The organism is Roseobacter litoralis Och 149, assembly GCF_000154785.2.
GTDB lineage: Bacteria > Pseudomonadota > Alphaproteobacteria > Rhodobacterales > Rhodobacteraceae > Roseobacter > Roseobacter litoralis.
In genome coordinates this window covers 437654-459500 of sequence record NC_015730.1, presented here as the reverse complement: position 1 = coordinate 459500, position 21847 = coordinate 437654, and the positions used below count along the sequence as shown (strand labels likewise).

Here is a 21847-nt window from a genome sequence, read left to right as displayed (position 1 = left end):
TGATGCTGCTCACCTAAAACTCGAGTGAGGCGACCCGAGAACTATTGGAATTGGTATCAAAGCGTCTAATGGGACGCGCATGCTGGTGAACAACCAACCCCACCTGCAGGAAAACGCGCGCATAATATAGATGATTTGGCAGGGGCTGAGGGACTCGAACCCACGACCCTCGGTTTTGGAGACCGATGCTCTACCAACTGAGCTAAACCCCTATGCCAATGCTTCGATAGAATTTCATCTACGCAAGGTCAAGCAGATATGAAAGTTAATCGGTTTGCCTATGTCAATTACGGCTTTTACCACTTGATAGATTCCACGTTGATTTCAAAAATCCACAGGCTGGACTACTTCGACATTTCAGTCGGCGACCGTATTGAGCCTTCCAACCCGATCGCCGTCTTATCTAATCTTACAGTGAGTTCGTTTTCAGGACACAATGTACGTAAACGAAGCACCATTGCCACGATCTCTGCTGCCCTGAACTTTGTTTCCCTCCAAAACTAGCAGCTGGCAATCTTCGGGCGAAGGACCACGTGGTCCTTGAGACAAAGTCCGACAAAAGAACCCATCTTTCATAACATATGTACCCGCCAGTGGCTTGCCATCCCAAGACCCTTCGATTGTTCCGTCAGCAAGTATTTGAATGCTCTGCCCGGGTTGGAGCGTCAGGGTTTTGCCTGTTATCGCTGCCATATCGCTTTGTGTCGCTAGCTGCATGGCGTTTGGTGTGGCCGTCGTCACAGTAGTGTTCGTTGTGGTCTGGCATGCCGACAAAGTCGCCACTGCCGCAAATGCTGCAATCAGGGTTCTCATTTCAAAATTTCCTTACTTCAATGTTGAATAGTGGAACCCTAGGCATCAGAAATTTTTCAGTCAAATTATTTCACTTTCAGTGCCAAACCACGTGCAGCATGGAGTTTTTGGGTGCGAACAACAAAAAAGTAAAAAGGCCGCAGCTAAGAGCTGCGGCCTTTAGGTGTTTCGGTGACCATAGGGGAAGTATCTGCAAGGTCGTTGATCTGGTTGGTCAACCGCCTAAGGTGCTACTCCCTATGTCAAAAATTACTCCGTAATCTTTGACACGACGCCGGCGCCGACGGTGCGGCCGCCTTCGCGGATCGCGAAGCGCAGGCCCTGCTCCATCGCGATTGGCGCGATCAGTTCAACACCAAAGGACACGTTGTCGCCCGGCATGACCATCTCAGTGCCCTCGGCCAGCTGAACCGTGCCCGTCACATCCGTTGTGCGGAAGTAGAACTGGGGGCGATAGTTCGCAAAGAACGGCGTGTGGCGGCCGCCCTCGTCCTTGGTGAGGATATAGGCCTCGGCTTCGAACTTGGTGTGTGGCTTGACCGAACCCGGCTTGCACAGAACCTGACCACGCTCAACCGCTTCACGGTCGATACCGCGCAGCAATGCGCCGATGTTGTCGCCGGCTTCACCGCGATCCAGCAGCTTGCGGAACATCTCAACACCCGTACATGTTGTGGTCTGGGTGTCCTTGATCCCCACGATCTCGATGTTGTCGCCAACATTGATCACGCCACGCTCAACACGGCCCGTCACAACAGTCCCGCGACCGGAAATCGAGAACACGTCCTCAACCGGCATCAGGAACGGCTGGTCAATCGCACGCTCAGGCGTCGGGATGAACTCATCCACGGCGGCCATCAGCTTGCGGATCGCCTCTTCGCCGATCTCTGGATCACGCCCTTCCATCGCCGCCAGCGCGGAGCCGGGGATCACAGGAATGTCGTCGCCCGGATAGTCATAGGAAGACAGCAATTCGCGGATTTCCATCTCGACCAGCTCGAGCAGTTCCTCGTCGTCGACCTGATCCACTTTGTTCATGAAAACAACCATCGTCGGGATGCCAACCTGGCGGCCCAAGAGGATGTGCTCGCGCGTCTGGGGCATCGGGCCGTCAGCCGCGTTCACAACCAGGATCGCGCCGTCCATCTGCGCCGCACCGGTGATCATGTTCTTGACGTAATCCGCGTGACCGGGGCAATCCACGTGCGCGTAGTGACGCGCTTCGGTTTCATACTCAACGTGCGCTGTCGAGATCGTGATCCCGCGGGCTTTCTCCTCAGGCGCGCCATCAATCTGGTCATACGCCTGAAAATCACCAAAATACTTCGTAATCGCAGCCGTCAGCGTCGTCTTGCCGTGGTCAACGTGACCAATCGTGCCAATGTTAACATGCGGTTTATTACGTTCAAACTTTGCCTTTGCCATGATGGCCTCCTTAGATATTCATTTGGGTTGTCGATCAACCCGGTGTTGGTACTTGCCGCCCCGGCAGGGGCGACCAAATTAAGCGAATTTTGCCTGAATCTCGTCGGAGATATTCTGTGGCACGGGGTCATAGTGATCGAATTGCATCGTAAACTGCGCCCGACCCGAAGACATGGACCGCAGAGTGTTGATATACCCGAACATGTTGGCAAGCGGCACAAAGCAATCGATCGCAATCGCATTGCCCCGTGGTTCCTGACCGGACACCTGACCCCGGCGTGAGGTAAGGTCACCAATGATGCCACCAGTGTATTCTTCCGGTGTAACCACTTCCACTTTCATGATCGGCTCAAGCAGCTTTGCGCCCGCTTTTTTCATGCCCTCGCGCATGCCCATCCGTCCTGCAATTTCAAACGCAAGAACAGAGGAGTCAACGTCGTGGAATTTCCCGTCGATCAGAGCGACCTTGAAGTCGATCACAGGGAAACCCGCCAGCGGACCAGAATCCATCACCGATTTAATGCCTTTTTCGACACCCGGAATGTATTCTTTCGGAACCGAACCACCAACGATGCGGGATTCAAACGAATAGCCTTCGCCCGCTTCGGTTGGCGACAGGATCATCTTGACCTCAGCAAATTGACCGGACCCACCCGATTGCTTCTTGTGGGTGTAAACCACTTCGGCTTCGCGAGAAATCGTCTCACGATACGCAACCTGTGGCGCACCGATGTTTGCTTCGACTTTGAACTCACGCTTCAGGCGATCAACGAGGATATCCAGATGGAGTTCACCCATGCCCTTCATGATCGTTTGACCGGATTCGATATCTGTTTCCACACGGAAAGACGGATCTTCCGCAGCCAGACGTGCAAGACCCTGAGACATCTTCTCTTGGTCAGCCTTGGTTTTTGGCTCAACCGCGATCTCGATCACCGGATCCGGGAACGTCATCGTTTCCAGAACAACCGGATCGTTTACGGCACACAGGGTATCGCCTGTTGTGGTATCCTTCAGACCCGCAAGCGCGATGATGTCACCGGCGAACGCCTCGTCAATCTCTTCACGGTTGATGGAGTGCATCATCATCATGCGACCAACGCGTTCTTTTTTGCCTTTGGTCGAGTTCAAAAGAGTATCACCCTTTTTCATCTGACCCGAGTAGATGCGTGTGAACGTCAACGAACCGACGAAGGGGTCGTTCATGATTTTGAATGCAAGACCCGAAAACGCCATGTCATCGTCCGCCCGACGCGGGATATCACGGGTTTCTGTCTCATCACCAGGCTTGAAGCCCATGTAGTCGACGACGTCCAGCGGGCTGGGCAGGTAGTCGATAACCGCGTTCAACAGCGGCTGAACACCCTTGTTTTTAAAGGCTGAGCCGCACAGCACCGGAATGAACTTGATTTCCAGCGTGCCCTGACGGATCAGTTTGCGCAGCGTGTCCACATCTGGCTCTGCACCATCCATGAGGTAATTTTCCATGGCATCGTCGTCCATCTCGACCGCAGTCTCGATGAGTTTGGCGCGCCATTCGTCGGCTTGTTCTTTCAGGCTGTCGCGGATCGGTTTCTTGACCCAGCTCGCGCCAAGGTCTTCGCCTTCCCAGACCCATTCTTCCATGGTCACGAGGTCAATCATGCCTTCGAGCTCGGTCTCTGCACCGATTGGAATCTGGATAGGGGCCGGGATCGCACCGGTGCGGTCCTGAATCATTTTCACACAGTTGAAAAAGTCAGCGCCAATCTTGTCCATTTTATTGACGAACACAATGCGCGGGACTTTGTACCGGTCGGCCTGACGCCAAACGGTTTCGGTCTGCGGCTCGACACCAGCATTTGCGTCCAAAACGGCAACCGCGCCGTCAAGTACCGCCAGCGAACGCTCAACTTCGATGGTGAAGTCAACGTGGCCGGGTGTGTCGATGATGTTCATGCGGTATTTCGTGTCAGAAGTCGCCTCTGCTGTGGGCTCTTCCTGACGCTGCCAGAACGTGGTGGTCGCAGCGGATGTGATGGTGATCCCGCGTTCCTGCTCCTGCTCCATCCAGTCCATGGTTGCGGCGCCATCGTGCACCTCACCAATGTTGTGGGATTTGCCGGTGTAAAACAGAATACGTTCGGAACAGGTTGTTTTGCCGGCATCAATATGGGCCATGATGCCAAAGTTACGGTACCGGTTGAGCGGATAGTCGCGTGCCATGGGGCTGCTTCCTCGAGATATCTAAAAACGGTTAAACGCGCCCCCAGACGGGGCGCGACTTGGCGGGGGAACCCGCCCGGTTTACCAGCGGTAGTGGCTGAACGCTTTGTTCGCGTCTGCCATTTTATGCGTGTCTTCGCGCTTTTTCACGGCAGTACCGCGAGACTGAACAGCATCCATCAGTTCGCCTGCAAGGCGCTCTTCCATGGTGTTCTCATTGCGCGAACGGGCGGCTTTGATCAACCAGCGAATGGCCAGCGCCTGACGACGCTCAGGGCGCACTTCGACGGGCACCTGATAGGTGGCACCACCGACACGGCGCGAGCGCACTTCGACGGAGGGCTGGATGTTGTCCAGCGCTTCGTGGAACACCTCGATTGGTGCGCGCTTGATCTTGGTTTCAACGCGCGTCAGGGCGTTGTAAACGATGGTTTCTGCGATCGACTTTTTGCCGTCGATCATCAGGTTGTTCATGAATTTTGTCAGAACCAGATCACCATATTTGGCGTCGGGCAGGACTTCGCGTTTTTCGGCTGCGTGGCGACGGGACATATCGTATTCCTCTTACTTCGGACGCTTCGCGCCGTATTTCGAACGGCGTTGCTTACGGTCTTTGACGCCTTGGGTATCCAGAACACCACGCAGAATGTGGTAACGGACACCCGGAAGGTCTTTGACACGACCGCCACGGATCAGAACCACGGAGTGTTCCTGAAGGTTGTGGCTTTCGCCCGGAATGTAGCTGATGACCTCAAAGCCATTGGTCAGACGAACCTTTGCAACTTTACGCATCGCAGAGTTGGGCTTTTTGGGTGTGGTTGTGTAAACGCGCGTGCAAACGCCGCGCTTTTGCGGGCACTCTTGCAAGTGCATCGATTTGGATCGTTTGATTTTAGGCTGCCGCGGTTTGCGGATCAGCTGTTGGATCGTTGGCATTCCGGCTTTATCCCCGTGTTGCTCACATATGTGTGCACGGGACGGCCCCGTGCGGTTTCAATTTTACACGGCTCACGCGTCCATGAGCCGCCCCTTGCGCAAAAAGCGCGTTTATTTCTTGTCGCAAGACCGCGCGACAACAAAAAAACCGCCTCCGCTTCCGTACCGAGGAAACGACGCGGTGGGTTAACAGAGGATCGGGCCGATAGGGGGCCGGATCGTGACCACTTTAGTATGATGTCAGTGCAGGCAAGCGTAATTCCTGCTCCGAGATAGCGCGCGTATAAAAGGAGTCGCCAAGGGTGTCAACAGCTTGCCTGAAACGGCGCACATGTTCCGGTGACGCTGCGAAATCGACCTGTCCTTAGTGGGCGGCCATCAACTGGCGTTCCCGGTAAAAGGTGAACAACCCCGTTGCCACGATAAGACCCGCCCCGAAAAAGGTCAGCGGCGTGGGCCAGTCCCCAAAAAACGTCCACCCCAACAGCAGCGCCCATATCAGCCCCGTATATCTGAACGGCGCGATGAAAGACACATCCCCCGCCCGCATCACCTGAACCGAAAAGAAATAGCCGCCTATAATGAACAGAGCGGCCGCGAAAACCATACCGCCCAGTTGCGGCGTCACGGGTGCCCATTCAATGAACAGGCAAGCAAAACCTGATGTCACCAAGACTGAAAATGACGCGGCAAACGTGACCAGCAGCGAAGGGACGCGCGCAGACATGCACCTTGTAGAAAGATCGCGCACCGTTACGCAGATAACGGCAAGCAGAGCCAAAATCGACCAGATCGAAAACCCATCCGCGCCGGGGCGCACAATCAGCAGCATGCCAATGAATCCAACGCCGATGGCTGCAAACCGACGCCAGCCGACGGCTTCTCGCAAAAACAGCGCCGATCCGAGCGTCAGCATCAGCGGCAGCATTTGCAGGATAGCGGTCGCGTTAGCCAGCGGCATATTCAACAGCGCCGTCACAAAGAACACTGCTGCCGCCACCTCAGCCGCCGACCGGACACCAATCAGTACCCAGTCACGCCGCGATACATCAAACTGCCAAGCCTTGTTTCCATGTGCTAAAAAGCCAATAAAAACAGTGGATAGAACACCACGCAGAAAAAGAAGCTGGAAAAGCGGCAAGTCCCCATCGGTGGCCTTCAGGAATGCATCGTTCAGCGTAAAGCAAGCCATGGACGCGATCATGAGTAAGGCGCCATTCATGTTTGCCGACATCAATTCAGATCCTGGACTGTAGGTTTAAGGGGCTTCGCGTCGCGAAATGGCGTCAAAATTGACCGGCAACTACCATGTATGAGAAAATACCCTTTTGTACAAAATGAAAAGCCCCCACCGGTATGATCCGATGAGGGCCTCTCTATTTCATGAGCCGCAGTCTTAGTCCCGGCTGTCTTCCTCGTGATGCACTGGCTGATCAAAGACGTCGCCACCCACCATATCGTCCACCACAGGTGCTGCGAGGGCCGCTGCCGCTTCTGCTTCTTCACGGCGTGCTTCGATCACAACATTGTCGCGATCCTGAGCCACACGACGCATTTTCATGGTCGCGCCACCAGTCCCGGCTGGGATCAGGCGACCCACGATGACGTTTTCTTTCAGACCGACCAGCTTGTCTTTCTTACCTTGCACAGAGGCTTCCGTAAGAACACGCGTGGTTTCCTGGAAGGACGCCGCAGAAATAAAGCTGCGGGTCTGCAACGACGCCTTGGTGATCCCCAGCAGGATCGGTTCGCCCTTTGCGGGGCGGCCGCCTTTGCTCAGCGCTTTTTCGTTCGCCTGATCAAACTCCTGCTTGTCGACATGTTCGCCCTTGAGCAGCGTGGTGTCCCCAGATTCCTGGATTTCCCACTTCTGCAGCATCTGACGCACGATGACTTCGATGTGCTTGTCGTTGATCTTTACGCCTTGCAGACGGTAGACATCCTGCACTTCGTCGATCATGTAATCCGCCAGCGCTTCGACACCCATAATGGCAAGAATGTCATGCGGCGCCGGATTACCGTCCATGATGTAGTCGCCCTTCTGGACAAAGTCACCTTCCGCAACCGGGATGTGCTTGCCCTTGGGCACCATGTATTCGACCTTGTGATCCGGATCTTCGGAGGACTCAATCGCGATACGGCGTTTGTTCTTATAGTCCTTGCCGTAGCGCACATAGCCATCGATTTCCGCAATGATAGCGTGATCTTTGGGGCGACGTGCCTCAAAGAGTTCGGCCACACGTGGCAAACCACCGGTGATGTCCTTGGTCTTGGCACCCTCACGCGGGATACGCGCAACCACATCGCCCGCCTTGATCTCGGTTTGGTCCTCAATGGACAGAACCGCATCAACGGACATCGGATAGGTCACCGGATTGCCCGCATCGTTGCGTACAGGTTCCCCATCGGCATCTACCAGAATGATTTCAGGCTTCAGCTCGTTGCCCTTGGTCGCGGAACGCCAGTCGATCACGATCTTCTGTGTCATGCCGGTTGCATCATCGGTCTCATCCTTGATGGCGATCCCGGACACGAGGTCCACGAATTTCGCCATGCCGGATTTTTCCGCAATGATCGGCAACGTGTAGGGATCCCATTCAAAGAGCTTGTCGCCGCGCACCACTTTTTGGCCTTCGGTAACAAACAGCTTTGTACCATACCCTACTTTGTGGCTGGCACGCTCCTCCCCATTATCATCATGAATGATGAGTTTCATGTTCCGACCCATGACCATGATCTCGCCCGCCTCGTTTTCGAGCGTTTGAGCATTGTCAAAGACAACTTTGCCGGAATGGCTTGCCTCGAGGAAGGACTGCTGCCCACCCTGTGCAACACCGCCAATGTGGAACGTCCGCATGGTCAACTGTGTACCCGGTTCACCAATGGACTGTGCCGCGATGATGCCGACAGCCTCACCAGAATTGACCATCGTACCGCGTGCGAGGTCACGACCATAGCACATGGCACAAACGCCCTCTTCGGCCTCACAGGTCAGCGGGCTTCTGATCCGCGCCGATGCGACACCTGCTTCTTCAACAGAATCCGCCATGCGTTCGTCGATCAAAGTACCAGAGGCAATGATCACCTCATCCGTGCCCGGACGCACGATATCCTCGGCCACGACACGGCCCAGAATACGTTCGCTCAGCGACGACACAACTTCACCATCGTTCACAGCAGCGACGGCTGTGATTGACGTTTCGGTGCCACAATCGCGCATGCGCACGATGCAGTCCTGTGCAACATCAACCAATCGCCGCGTCAGATAACCGGAGTTCGCCGTTTTCAAAGCAGTATCCGACAGACCCTTCCGCGCGCCGTGCGTGGAGTTGAAGTACTCAAGAACGGTCAGACCTTCCTTAAAGTTGGAAATGATCGGCGTTTCGATGATGTCGCCGTTCGGCTTGGCCATCAGGCCGCGCATCCCGCCGAGCTGTTTCATCTGTGTCACCGATCCACGCGCACCGGAGTGTGCCATCATATAGACCGAGTTCGGTTCCATTTCGGAGCCGTCCACGTCCGTCTGGCTGGCCGAGATAGAGCCCATCATCGCGTCCGTGACCTTGTCGTTACACTTAGACCAGGCATCGACCACTTTGTTGTACTTCTCGCCCTGAGTGATCAGACCGTCCATGTATTGCTGTTCGAAATCCTTAACCTGGTCGCGCGTCTCACCGACGATCGGCCATTTGGTATCGGGGATCAGCATGTCGTCCTTGCCAAAGGAAATCCCGGCTTTGAACGCTTCCCGGAAACCCATGGTCATGATGTGGTCACAGAAAATGACGGATTCCTTCTGACCGCAATAACGGTAGACGGTGTCGATGATCTGCTGCACTTCTTTCTTACGCAGCAAACGGTTGACCAACTCGAACGGTGCCTTGGCATTGAGCGGCAACAGCGCGCCAAGACGGATCCGGCCCGGTGTCGTGTCAAACCGCTGCATCACTTCGAGACCATTCTCGTCGATCTGTGTGATCCGCGCGGTGATCTTGGAATGCAAATGGACCACCCCGGCGTCAAGCGCATGCTGCACTTCTTCGACGGAGCCAAAGACCATCCCTTCGCCCTTCATGCCCGCACGCTCAAGGGTCGTATAATACAGACCCAAGATCATATCCTGCGACGGCACGATGATCGGAGCGCCGTTTGCAGGGGACAGAACGTTGTTCGTGGACATCATCAAAACGCGCGCTTCAAGCTGCGCCTCAAGGCTCAGCGGCACGTGAACGGCCATCTGGTCCCCATCAAAGTCCGCGTTAAAGGCGGAACAGACCAACGGGTGCAGCTGGATCGCTTTGCCTTCAATCAGCACGGGTTCAAACGCCTGAATGCCCAAACGGTGCAACGTCGGCGCACGGTTCAGCATCACAGGGTGTTCGCGGATGACCTCGTCGAGGATATCCCAAACTTCGGGACGTTCTTTTTCGACCAGCTTTTTCGCCTGCTTCACAGTCGAAGAAAGCCCTTTGGCCTCAAGTCGCGAATAGATGAACGGCTTGAACAGTTCGAGCGCCATCTTTTTGGGCAGACCACATTGGTGCAGCTTGAGTTCGGGACCGGTCACGATGACCGAACGACCCGAGAAGTCGACACGTTTGCCCAAAAGGTTTTGACGGAAGCGGCCTTGTTTACCCTTCAGCATGTCAGACAGCGATTTCAGCGGACGCTTGTTGGCACCCGTGATCACACGGCCGCGACGGCCATTGTCAAACAGCGCATCGACAGATTCCTGCAACATCCGCTTTTCGTTACGCACAATGATATCAGGTGCGCGCAATTCGATCAGACGCTTGAGACGGTTGTTCCGGTTAATCACCCGACGGTAAAGATCGTTGAGGTCGGAGGTCGCAAAACGACCGCCATCCAGTGGTACCAGCGGGCGCAGTTCAGGCGGAATCACAGGGATCACGGTCAGAACCATCCACTCCGGGCGGTTGCCGGATTCGAGGAAAGATTCCACGACCTTCAGGCGCTTGATGATCTTCTTGGGCTTCAGCTCACCTGTGGCTTCTTTCAGATCAGCACGCAACTGGTCTGCTTCGGCTTCCAGATCAATCGCGGCCAGCATTTCGCGGATCGCTTCGGCACCGATGTTGGCGGTGAAAGCGTCCATGCCATAGATGTCTTGCGCATCCATATACTCTTCTTCGGTCATCATCTGACCGTAGGTGAGTTCTGTCAGACCCGGTTCGATCACCACGTAGTTTTCGAAATACAGCACGCGTTCCAGATCACGCAGTGTCATGTCCAGCATCAGACCGATGCGCGACGGCAGCGATTTCAGGAACCAGATATGCGCAACCGGCGAGGCAAGCTCGATGTGGCCCATCCGCTCACGGCGCACTTTTTGCAGCGTGACTTCCACACCGCATTTCTCGCAGACAACGCCGCGATATTTCATGCGCTTGTATTTACCGCAGAGGCATTCGTAATCCTTGATCGGGCCAAAGATACGCGCACAGAAAAGACCGTCCCGCTCAGGCTTGAACGTCCGGTAGTTGATTGTTTCGGGTTTCTTGATCTCACCGAAAGACCAAGACAAGATCCGCTCTGGCGATGCCAGAGAGACCTTGATCTCGTCGAAAGTCTTAACCGGTGCAACGGGGTTGAACGGGTTGTTTGTCAGTTCCTGGTTCATTTTCAAATCCTTGAAAGGGGAGCGTTGGGAGTGAGGTGACGGGGCTTAGCCCGTCACTCGTCTTCCTCCGCGTCCAGGAGTTCCATATTGAGGCCGAGGCCACGGACTTCTTTGACCAGAACGTTAAAGCTCTCGGGCACGCCCGCTTCAAAGTTGTCCTCGCCCTTGACGATGCTTTCATAGACTTTCGTCCGTCCGGCCACGTCGTCCGACTTCACGGTCAGCATTTCCTGCAGGGTGTATGCAGCGCCGTAAGCTTCGAGCGCCCAGACCTCCATTTCCCCAAACCGCTGACCACCGAACTGCGCTTTACCGCCCAAGGGTTGCTGGGTGACCAGCGAGTATGGACCGGTTGAGCGCGCGTGGATTTTGTCATCCACAAGGTGGTGCAGTTTCAGCAGGTATTTGACACCCACGGTCACCGGGCGGGCAAACTGCTCACCTGTGCGACCATCAAAGAGCACCGACTGACCGGATGTATCAAAGCCCGCGCGGGTCAGCGCATCGTTCACATCCGCCTCTTTCGCGCCGTCAAAGACCGGCGTTGCAATCGGCACACCGCGTGTGACATTGCCTGCCGCCTCGATGAGCGTGTCCTCATCCATGCCAACAATGCCTTCGTCATAGACATCTTGACCATAGGCAAGGCTGAGCGCGTCACGCACAGGTGTCAGATCGCCAGAACGACGGTATTCCTGCAGCGCCTCATCCACATTTACACCGAGACCGCGCGCGGCCCAGCCCATATGTGTTTCAAGGATCTGACCCACGTTCATACGAGATGGAACGCCGAGCGGGTTCAGACAGAAATCAACCGGTGTCCCGTCGCCAAGGAACGGCATGTCTTCCATGGGAACAACTTTGGAGATAACACCCTTGTTCCCGTGACGACCGGCCATTTTATCGCCCGGCTGCAGCTTGCGCTTTACCGCCACAAAGACCTTGACCATCTTCATCACGCCCGGGGGCAGATCATCGCCACGGCGGACTTTTTCAACCTTGTCCTCAAAGCGCGCATCAAGCGTGCGTTTCTGGATTTCGTACTGCTCGTTCAGGGCTTCAACGACTTGTGCATCCGCCTCATCCTTGAGCGCCAATTGCCACCACTGACCACGCGGGAGCATTTGCAGCAGATCATCAGTGATCTCAGCGTTGGAGGAGACACCTTTCGGCCCCTTCACCGCCACCTTACCCATGATGGTAGACTTGAGACGCGCGTAGATGTTGCGATCAAGGATCGCCATTTCATCGTCACGGTCACGGGCCAGACGTTCGACTTCTTCCCGCTCGATCTGCAGCGCACGTTCGTCTTTTTCCACACCGTGGCGGTTGAACACGCGCACTTCGACGACGGTGCCGAAGTCACCCGGTTTGACGCGCAATGACGTATCCCGCACATCCGACGCTTTCTCACCAAAGATGGCGCGCAGAAGTTTTTCTTCTGGCGTCATCGGGCTTTCACCCTTCGGTGTGATCTTGCCCACGAGAATATCGCCCGGCTCCACATCGGCACCGATGTAGACAATGCCCGCTTCGTCGAGGTTGCGCAGGGCTTCCTCGCCGACGTTCGGGATATCGCGGGTGATTTCCTCTGGCCCCAGCTTGGTGTCACGCGCGGCGACTTCGAATTCCTCGATATGGATCGAGGTAAAGACGTCGTCACGGGCGATCCGCTCGGAGATCAGAATGGAGTCTTCATAGTTGTAGCCATTCCACGGCATGAAGGCGACGACGACGTTCTTGCCGAGCGCCAGTTCCCCCATATCGGTGGACGGACCATCCGCGATCACCTGCCCTTTGAGCACCGTGTCGCCCACCTTCACCAGCGGACGCTGGTTGATGCAGGTGTTCTGGTTGGAGCGCTGGAATTTGCGCATGCGGTAAATGTCCACACCCGCGTCACCCAGTTCCAGATCAGATGTCGCACGAATAACGATACGCTGTGCATCCACCTGGTCGATGATGCCCGCGCGTTTCGCCATGATCGCCGCACCGGAGTCGCGCGCAACCACTTCTTCGATGCCAGTACCCACGAGCGGGGCCTCGGCCTGAAGCAGTGGAACCGCCTGACGTTGCATGTTCGAGCCCATCAAGGCCCGGTTCGCGTCATCGTTTTCGAGGAACGGGATCAGCGAGGCCGCAACAGATACCAACTGTTTGGGCGACACGTCGATCAAATCGACATTCTCGGAGGGTGCCAAGGTATAGTCACCGGACTGACGCGTGCTGACCAGATCGTTTTTGAAACGACCGTCCTCATCCAACTGCGCGTTCGCCTGCGCAACAGTGTGACGCATCTCTTCGGTGGCGGACATATACTGTACTTCGTCCGTTACCATGCGGTTTTCAACCTTGCGGTACGGTGTCTCGATGAAGCCGTATTTGTTCACGCGGGCGAACGTCGCCAGCGAGTTGATCAGACCAATGTTTGGCCCTTCCGGCGTTTCAATCGGGCACATCCGGCCATAGTGGGTCGGGTGCACGTCGCGCACCTCAAAGCCCGCGCGTTCACGTGTCAGACCGCCCGGCCCAAGCGCAGAAAGACGACGTTTGTGCGTCACTTCCGAGAGCGGGTTGGTTTGGTCCATGAACTGGCTGAGCTGCGAGGAACCGAAGAATTCACGCACCGCAGCGGCTGCTGGTTTGGCGTTGATCAGATCCTGCGGCATCACCGTGTCAATCTCAACCGACGACATGCGTTCCTTGATCGCACGCTCCATGCGCAGCAGACCCACACGGTACTGGTTTTCCATCAATTCGCCGACGGACCGCACACGACGGTTGCCGAGGTGGTCGATATCGTCAATGTCACCACGCCCATCGCGCAGGTCTACCAGCGCCTTGATGCAGGCCACAATGTCTTCGCGGCGCAACGTGCGCTGCGTGTCTTCGGCGTCCAGTGCCAGACGCATGTTCATTTTCACGCGGCCAACGGCAGACAGGTCATACCGTTCAGCGTCAAAGAACAATGTGTCAAACAAGGCCGATGCCGCCTCGACGGTGGGGGGCTCGCCCGGACGCATCACGCGGTAAATGTCCATGAGCGCGGTGTCGCGGTTCATGTTCTTGTCCTGCGCCATGGTGTTGCGCATGTAAGGGCCGACATTCACGTTGTCGATGTCCAGCACCGGAATCTCGGTGATCCCTGCTTCGACAAGCTCTTTTGCAGTACCGCCGATCAGCGTGCCGTCTTTATCGTACTCAAGCGTCAGCTCATCGCCAGCCTCGACATAAATCGCGCCGGTCTCTTCGTTGATGATGTCCTTGGCGACAAACTTGCCCGCGATGTGCTCATACGGCAGCAACAATTCGGTCACTTTGCCTTCGTCGATCAGTTTCTTGACCGCGCGCGGCGTGACTTTCTTGCCCTTTTCGAAAAGGATTTCACCGGATGCCGCATCCACCAGATCGTATGTCGGGCGGGTCCCGCGCACGCGATCAGGGAAGAATGGGGCGACCCAGCCTTTGTTCTTCTCAAGCTTGTACGTAATGGTGTTGTAATAAGCGTCCATGATCGCTTCCTGGTCGAGACCCAGCGAATAAAGCAGCGTGGTCACGGGAAGCTTGCGGCGACGGTCAATCCGCGCAAAGACGATGTCTTTTGCGTCGAATTCAAAGTCCAGCCAGGAGCCGCGATAGGGAATGATCCGGCAGGCAAACAGCAGCTTGCCCGACGAATGCGTTTTACCTTTGTCATGATCAAAGAACACACCGGGGGAACGGTGCATCTGGGAAACGATCACACGTTCGGTCCCGTTCACCACAAAGGTCCCATTGGGCGTCATTAAAGGCATATCGCCCATAAAGACGTCTTGTTCTTTGATGTCTTTGACCGATTTTGCACCGGTGTCTTCATCCACATCAAATACGATCAGGCGCAGCGTCACCTTCAGGGGCGCGCTGTAGGTCATGTCACGTTGCTGACACTCCTCGACATCGTATTTGGGCTTCTCGAGCTCGTATTTTACATATTCAAGCACGGAAGTTTCGTTGAAGTCTTTGATCGGAAAGACAGACTGGAACACGCCGGTGATGCCTTCACCGTCGGTCGGCACATCTGCTTCGCCTGAGTTCAAAAACAGATCATATGAGGATTTTTGCACCTCGATCAGGTTCGGCATATCCAATACTTCGCGGATTTTGCCATAATATTTACGTAGACGTTTCTGGCCAAGGAACGATTGAGCCATATTAGGTGTCACCTTTCAGAGTTCTCACCGGTCGAGGACGCCGTCGGGCCACGGCACCTCGCCCATACGAGACGATACGTTTCGGTCTATTCGTGAGCACCGTCCCACCGGTGCCCTCCCGACCATTGAACCGCATCTTGGAAAACGCCCTCATCAAAAGGCCCTTACCAAGACAGGTTGAGCCGGACCTGAAATCTCAGGTCCAGCTCGGTTTTTGTCATCGAAAGCCATGTAGTCCGGCTTCCGAGTGAGGCAACTTAGGCCAGTTCGACTTCGGCGCCAGCTGCTTCCAGCTTGCCTTTGATCTCTTCGGCTTCGGCTTTGTCGCAGCCTTCTTTGATTTTGCCGCCAGCTTCAACCAGGTCCTTGGCTTCTTTGAGGCCCAGACCGGTGATGCCGCGTACTTCTTTGATGACGTTGATTTTCGAAGCGCCTGGGCTTTTCAATACAACGTCAAACTCTGTCTTCTCTTCCTCGGCAGCGCCTGCATCGGCAGGACCGGCCATCATGACAGCGCCACCGGCTGCTGGCTCAATGCCGTATTCGTCTTTGAGGATTGTCTTCAGTTCTTGTGCTTCGAGCAGAGTGAGACCAACGATCTCTTCCGCCATTTTCTTCAGATCAGCCATGTTTTAGCTCTTTCCGTTAACGATATGTGTGTTCCAACGCCGAGTGTTCAACCCAACGCCAATAAGACGATTGCTTAAGCGGCCGCCTTGTCCTCAACAGTGGACAAGATGGATGCGATATTGCTTGCAGGTGCGCCAATGGCCCCGGCGATGTTCGAAGCAGGTGCGCCCAGCATGCCCGCGATAGTAGCAATAAGCTCCTCGCGCGAAGGCATTTTGGACACGGCTTCTACACCGGCGGCGTCCAACGCGTTCTCACCCATTGCGCCGCCGAGAATCACGAATTTTTGATTCTCCTTGGCATAGTCCTGAGCAACCTTGGCCGCGGCCACAGGATCCTCAGAAAAGGTCAGAACGGTCATACCCGTCAGAAGGTCAGCGATGCTTGCGCATGGCTTGCCCTCAAGGGCGATCTTGGCGAGCCTGTTTTTGGCAACACGCACAGACCCACCCGCGTCGCGAGCGCGCGCACGAAGGTCTTGCATTTCAGCAACTGTCAGACCGGCGTAGTGGCTAACCACAACGACACCAGAGCTTTCAAAGATCTGGCCGAGTTCGTCGACCAGCTGTTCTTTTTGTGCTCTATCCACAGTTTCACTCCAATTGTGGTCGGGTTCCCCCGACCGGCTCAGTTTAGAGAAGCGATCTTCTGCCTCTCGTTTCGGGTCCAATTCAGGGTCCCGAGCCATGACCGCCCGAAGGCTTGAATGATCTCGTTTCCCATCTCAGGAAGGAATTATGCGAGGTGACCCCCAAACCCTCCGTCTCGGACAGAAAGCAAGGCCAACGTATTGGCCCTGCCTACCTGACGGGTCGCCCCGCCAAATTCTTATTCGACGTTCGCGTCTTCGACAGCGACTGACACGCCCGGGCCCATGGTCGAGCTCAGCGCGATCTTTTTCATATAGGCCCCTTTGGACCCAGATGGTTTGGCTTTGGACACCGCACTGACAAAGGCGCGGATGTTTTCGACCAGCTTGGCTTCGTCAAAGCTGATTTTGCCAACGCCTGCATGCACGACGCCGCCTTTTTCAGCCTTGAACTGAACTTCGCCGCCTTTTGCCGCTTTCACGGCGGCTTCGACGTCCATCGTCACTGTGCCGACTTTTGGGTTCGGCATCAGGTTACGCGGTCCAAGCACCTTACCCAGACGACCGACGATTGGCATCATGTCCGGTGTCGCAATGCAGCGATCAAATTCGATCTTGCCGCTTTGGACAGTTTCCATCAGGTCTTCTGCGCCAACGATATCAGCCCCAGCCGCCGTTGCTTCATCCGCTTTTGCGCCACGGGCAAATACAGCGACGCGCACGGTTTTACCGGTGCCGTTCGGCAGGCCAACGACGCCACGAACCATCTGGTCAGCATGACGCGGATCAACGCCAAGGTTCATCGCAATCTCAACTGTCTCGTCGAATTTGACCGAGGAATTTGCCTTCATCAGGGCCACGGCTTCTTCGACAGTGACGTTCTCTTTGCCGGCAAATGCCTCACGCGCGGAACGCGCTCTTTTTCCAAGTTTTGCCATCTTACTTCACCTCGATGCCCATGGAACGGGCAGAGCCCAGAATGATCTTCATTGCCGCTTCGATCGACGTGGCGTTCAGGTCTTTCATCTTCGCTTCCGCAATCTCGCGGACCTGCTTGGTGCTCACGTATCCCACGACTTCGCGGGACGGCGTCTTGGCACCAGACGACAGCTTGGCGGCCTTCTTGAGATAATAAGACGCTGGCGGCGTCTTGATATCCATCGTGAAGGATTTGTCCTGATAATAGGTGATCACGGTCGGGCAAGGGGCGCCTTGCTCCATATCTGCGGTCTTGGCGTTGAACGCCTTGCAGAATTCCATGATGTTGATGCCGCGCTGACCCAGCGCCGGACCAACCGGCGGGGATGGGTTTGCTTGCCCGGCGGGCACCTGCAGCTTCATGCTGCCAACGAGTTTCTTGGCCATTGGCCTTCTCCTTTTTCCAACCCTGTCGCATCGCGCTGCTTCAGGTCCTCGGCGGGAAACCCGCCGTTGTTGTCGTGGTCCGGTTCAGATGCCGCGGCACCGTTGCCTCCCACGCCTTACACACGTCAGGTCTGTTTGTTGACCTGCGTGAATTCCAGTTCGACCGGTGTTTCCCGGCCAAAGATCGAAACCGACACCTTCAGGCGCTGGTTCTCATCATCTACTTCTTCGATCATGCCATCGAAGTCCTCAAACGGACCGTCGGCAACCTTGACCTTTTCACCCACTTCAAAGTGGATCAGTGTACGCGGCGCTTCTTCGCCTTCCTGAACACGGTTGAGAATCGCGTTCACTTCCGCATCCCGCATTGGCATAGGGCGACCTTGCGGCCCCAGGAACCCGGTAACGCGGTTGATGGAGTTCACAAGGTGATAGCCCTTGTCCGACATCTCCATGTGCACCAGCACATAGCCCGGCATGAACCGGCGCTCAGTGGTCACCTTCTTGCCGCGCCGCACTTCAATGACCTCTTCAGTTGGAACCAAGACTTCGTCAATCTGGTCTTCCAGCTCCTGCTCGGCCACGGACGTACGGATTTGCTCTGCGATCTTTTTCTCAAAGTTCGACAGGACACTGACCGAATACCACCGCTTTGCCATTTGAACCTTATTCCCTGTCTGCGATCGACACATCAGCGCGCCAATTTTTCTTTTACTATCAAGCCTCTTGGCCGCTATCCCCGAACAGAAAATCGGCGCACAACTCGAATCGCCGCACGCCCCCGCTCAGGTCAGGGTTGCGGGATACTCCGCAAACCTGAATGTTTCAAGGGGATTAATCTGTTTTTTGTGCGGCTCGAAAGACGCCTTACCCGAACATCGTCAAGACAGACTGCAAGCCCCAGCGGATCAAAATATCCACCAAAGCGAAAAATACAGCCGTGAGCGCCGCCAGAATAAAAACCATAACGGTGGTCAGCATGACCTCACGACGCGTTGGCCACACGACTTTGGACACTTCAGCACGAACCTGCTGGATGAACTGGAGCGGATTAGTCGTGGCCATGGGGCACCTTCTTTGTGAGCTAGCTATGGCGATGTAACGGCCAAAGCTACAGAATTCAAGAGACCATTGCGATCAGTCTGCGTTGCCTTTGCCCAACAGGGTCACTGCCCTGTAACAACCGGGTCAAGGACGGCCCGACCAAAGCACAAACGCGCAGATGACGAAGCCTGAAAAAGACGACCGGACAAAGCCACAGAATCAAACTGCCATAGCCTCAGGAAAACCCTTCCATCCGGCACCTTTGCCACGTCGTCGAAAGTCGATACCGTCGTGCGCAAGATATCCGCGCGGCATCTTACGTGATCGGACGGCTATCCATGACCAGCCGCCACACTATCGCTACAATCATTTAATGGCCATCGACTTCACCTAAGTCATTGATTTAGCTTACACGACTGCAGGTTTCAGCGGGCAAACTGGCCATTTTTCAAGCATAACTCGCCCACTGAATCTTGGTGGCTTATGCCAGAAATTTCCCAACAAAAAAGCCGCCTTCAGTTCGCTGAATCGATAGAAGTCCTCACCGATCTCAGCCCTTAGCAACACGGGAAAAATACCCCGCCGTTTCAGTCGGCTGACAACCTCTCTAACTTGAAGACCATACTGCTCCGTAATCCTCGCAGAATGTATGAACCGAGCCATGAAATCGGAAACCACCGCGAGATCAAACTGCGGGATCCGGTGTTCGCCATTGGGACCAAAAACGTAGGCGACAGGCAGGCTCACGTCCTCCGAATTTTGGTCAACCAGATTCCAGCCGACTTCCCTCGGGATTTTCAACGCACCAAAGGCTCCCGTGGGAGATAGACTGGTGGTGAATGCTGAAGCATGCAGCTTCACTTCCGCGGGGTCCATCAGAAGCCCGCCAATTCCTTTCTGACCAGCCAAGCGGACGACACGCTCGAGAAAGCCACCGAGGATCAGATGCACCACGCTAACGGCCGGGACCTTGGCCTTTTCCGCAGCTTTCGAAACCGGCACCAGCTCGCAGTCAGCAACCTCCACCTCAACCGCCCTTGCATGGAGCCTGCCAACCAACATAGCAACTTCTTCACGATCCACTGCTTTCTGGGTGCGTCCGCGCGTTCCGGGCCCTCCACAGTAGATCGGAGTAAGCAGACGATCGACAAAAAGAAAATCTATCAGGGGACGCTTGCAGTTGAGCTGCTTTGGGAGCGAGATGACATGCACGATCCGCTTAACGCACTGCGTCACCTCCCGGCCCTTCTCGACCGGAAAGGCGAAATGGGCAGGAGCATGCTGGGGCACAATATCCGCAGCAACGAGCACACTGCGTAGGGTCCTTGAGTCCAGAATCTGCTCCTTGGCCAAAGACGCGACCGTGTGCAGGCACCGCTCGGCGAGTTCGACACCAAGCATCTTTGTTCCCGCCGGCAGGGCGATGTTCTCAATGATGACGTCACGGAGGATGCGCGCTACGTCGCCCGGATCCTTGAGCGATTTCGAGTGTGCCAGAGCGTTGTAGAAATATCCGAAAATCTTGCGCGGCCCAGGCGTGCCAGTCGCGTCATCGAATTTGCTAAACTGTGCTTTAAGTGCCTCCCGGATCCCGTTCTCGCCACGCGCTGTCAATTCAAATCCGACGCGACCGGCATAGTCCCGATCATCTGAAGTTGACTCCGGCAACTTCTGATCCGGCCCGAAAGCAACCAACACTCCTGCGAGTTCCGTCGTACGTGTCGCCTGATCCAATGTCTGTGCATCCAGCCATTCGAAACTAGATTCCCCGTTGAGGCGGCGCATGATGTAGTCCTGAAGGGGAGAAACAGAGCGCCGCTCCGCCTTCGCGATCAACGCCTCGAGTTTATCACCACGCTCACGCACACAGCGATCCAATTCGCGCAGCTTGTCATCCCAAGCGGTTTGCGGTTGACGGACAAGCGGGATCTCGTGATGAGCGCATGTCCGGACTGCCTACCACGCCCAACACGATCCACGGCCGTCTTCATATTGTCATAGATGCCACGCCCCGGAACGCCGCCAAACGCGCGGAAGGCATGCCAGTGTGCATCGAATAGCATCTCATGTGTCTGCAAAGGATAGACCCGCACAATAAAGGCGCGGCTGTGCGACAGCTTGGTGTGTGCAACTTGCAGTTTGACGCGTTCGCCCCCAATCGTGGCACAGTCTTCGCTCCAGTCGAACTGGAATGCTTCACCGGGCTGGAATGCTTCACCGGGCTGGAACACCAGTGCGCCGTGCAATCTCACGAATTGGCATTTTGTCACGCAACGCCCAGCGTCGAATAACACTCAAAAATCCCATGCCTATCACTCCATGTCTCCCCAACAAAAACCGTCAGGGCAATGTGTTCACATGGGTCAGTTCTCAGTGACATTTTATGGGGCTACCGGGTCAGTTCTCAGTGACATTCAACAGAGTGAGGGCTCCAAACGGTCATACTCCTCGCGTTTGAGGTGAGAGACGCCGGCGGCTGCAACACGGTTCTTTGCCAGCTTGTTCGCGCGTGAGGTGATACGCAACGTATCCCAGTATGTGAGTTCTACGCCATCGGACAATTCATCGCCAAAGATCTCGATATCGCTGACATTGAATTCAGCTGACCGCTCATCATCACCGATCAGATCGATCGCAACCTTCTTTTTCCGAAAATCCTCCAGGAATTTACTGAGCTGTTTAACGATCGCTTTCGGATCGGTTTCATAGTGGGGGACGTCGATAATTTTGATACGCTTCATGGTCTGTTTCCATATCCAGTAAGGAAGGGAGGGAAACGGCGGCATACGAAGAGGGGCAGGTAAAATGAAGTCGCATGTCTCTGGTGCCGCTCCCGATGGGGAGGCAGATCAGGAAACCCGTATGAGGCGGATATGGCGATGCGTTTTCATACCCCGAACAAAAACCGTTTTTCGCGATGCGGTCAAGAGGGGCTGGAACCTTCCACCACTCGAAACAACAGCGCCGACCCTCTCGGATCGGCGCTTTCGCTATTAAGCAATTTCAATA

General features: G+C 55.5%; 16 protein-coding genes, 1 tRNA gene and 1 pseudogene. All 18 read right to left on the bottom strand.

Translation table 11 applies throughout. From position 1 onward, the window contains the following. Nucleotides 1–136: 136 nt before the first annotated feature. Nucleotides 137–212 (bottom strand) — tRNA-Trp (locus RLO149_RS02115). A gap of 214 nt (nucleotides 213–426) precedes the next feature. After that, on the bottom strand, nucleotides 427–813 hold the full coding sequence (locus RLO149_RS02110) for a hypothetical protein (protein ID WP_013960399.1): 387 nt from the start codon (nucleotides 811–813) through the stop codon (nucleotides 427–429). A gap of 249 nt (nucleotides 814–1062) precedes the next feature. Further along, a complete protein-coding gene (gene tuf / locus RLO149_RS02105) occupies nucleotides 1063–2238 on the bottom strand; it encodes an elongation factor Tu (protein ID WP_013960398.1) in 1176 nt (391 codons plus the stop codon). A gap of 78 nt (nucleotides 2239–2316) precedes the next feature. Continuing rightward, nucleotides 2317–4443, bottom strand: a complete 2127-nt coding sequence (gene fusA, locus RLO149_RS02100) for an elongation factor G (protein ID WP_013960397.1) — start codon at nucleotides 4441–4443, stop codon at nucleotides 2317–2319. Nucleotides 4444–4524: 81 nt separating this feature from the next. Continuing rightward, the gene (rpsG, locus tag RLO149_RS02095) at nucleotides 4525–4995 is read right to left on the bottom strand and encodes a 30S ribosomal protein S7 (protein WP_013960396.1); all 471 of its coding nucleotides are present in this window, start codon (nucleotides 4993–4995) and stop codon (nucleotides 4525–4527) included. A gap of 12 nt (nucleotides 4996–5007) precedes the next feature. Beyond that, on the bottom strand, nucleotides 5008–5379 hold the full coding sequence (gene rpsL / locus RLO149_RS02090; RefSeq protein ID WP_011570072.1) for a 30S ribosomal protein S12: 372 nt from the start codon (nucleotides 5377–5379) through the stop codon (nucleotides 5008–5010). Nucleotides 5380–5743: 364 nt separating this feature from the next. After that, a complete protein-coding gene (locus RLO149_RS02085) occupies nucleotides 5744–6613 on the bottom strand; it encodes a DMT family transporter (RefSeq protein ID WP_013960395.1) in 870 nt (289 codons plus the stop codon). A gap of 162 nt (nucleotides 6614–6775) precedes the next feature. Continuing rightward, a complete protein-coding gene (gene rpoC / locus RLO149_RS02080) occupies nucleotides 6776–11020 on the bottom strand; it encodes a DNA-directed RNA polymerase subunit beta' (protein WP_013960394.1) in 4245 nt (1414 codons plus the stop codon). A gap of 53 nt (nucleotides 11021–11073) precedes the next feature. Continuing rightward, nucleotides 11074–15210: a DNA-directed RNA polymerase subunit beta gene (gene rpoB, locus RLO149_RS02075; protein ID WP_013960393.1), complete on the bottom strand. Its 4137-nt coding sequence runs from the start codon at nucleotides 15208–15210 to the stop codon at nucleotides 11074–11076. A 257-nt stretch (nucleotides 15211–15467) separates the two neighbouring features. Further along, nucleotides 15468–15839 carry a 50S ribosomal protein L7/L12 gene (gene rplL, locus RLO149_RS02070; protein WP_013960392.1) on the bottom strand — a complete coding sequence of 124 codons (372 nt, stop codon included), beginning with the start codon at nucleotides 15837–15839 and terminating at the stop codon, nucleotides 15468–15470. Nucleotides 15840–15913: 74 nt separating this feature from the next. Continuing rightward, a complete protein-coding gene (gene rplJ / locus RLO149_RS02065; protein WP_011570078.1) occupies nucleotides 15914–16429 on the bottom strand; it encodes a 50S ribosomal protein L10 in 516 nt (171 codons plus the stop codon). Nucleotides 16430–16668: 239 nt separating this feature from the next. Continuing rightward, nucleotides 16669–17367 carry a 50S ribosomal protein L1 gene (rplA, locus tag RLO149_RS02060; protein WP_013960390.1) on the bottom strand — a complete coding sequence of 233 codons (699 nt, stop codon included), beginning with the start codon at nucleotides 17365–17367 and terminating at the stop codon, nucleotides 16669–16671. A gap of 1 nt (nucleotide 17368) precedes the next feature. Continuing rightward, nucleotides 17369–17794, bottom strand: a complete 426-nt coding sequence (gene rplK / locus RLO149_RS02055; RefSeq protein ID WP_013960389.1) for a 50S ribosomal protein L11 — start codon at nucleotides 17792–17794, stop codon at nucleotides 17369–17371. A 125-nt stretch (nucleotides 17795–17919) separates the two neighbouring features. Then, on the bottom strand, nucleotides 17920–18453 hold the full coding sequence (gene nusG / locus RLO149_RS02050; RefSeq protein ID WP_013960388.1) for a transcription termination/antitermination protein NusG: 534 nt from the start codon (nucleotides 18451–18453) through the stop codon (nucleotides 17920–17922). A 208-nt stretch (nucleotides 18454–18661) separates the two neighbouring features. Next, entirely contained in the window at nucleotides 18662–18859 is a 198-nt protein-coding gene (gene secE, locus RLO149_RS02045) for a preprotein translocase subunit SecE (protein WP_011570082.1), read from the bottom strand. Nucleotides 18860–19246: 387 nt separating this feature from the next. After that, nucleotides 19247–20704 carry a hypothetical protein gene (locus tag RLO149_RS02040; protein WP_052304781.1) on the bottom strand — a complete coding sequence of 486 codons (1458 nt, stop codon included), beginning with the start codon at nucleotides 20702–20704 and terminating at the stop codon, nucleotides 19247–19249. 89 nt (nucleotides 20705–20793) lie between these two features. Further along, nucleotides 20794–21048, bottom strand: a pseudogene (locus RLO149_RS22815) (IS21 family transposase); the annotation flags it as partial. 204 nt (nucleotides 21049–21252) lie between these two features. Beyond that, nucleotides 21253–21579: a hypothetical protein gene (locus RLO149_RS02035; protein ID WP_044025173.1), complete on the bottom strand. Its 327-nt coding sequence runs from the start codon at nucleotides 21577–21579 to the stop codon at nucleotides 21253–21255. Between the last annotated feature and the right edge of the window lie 268 nt (nucleotides 21580–21847).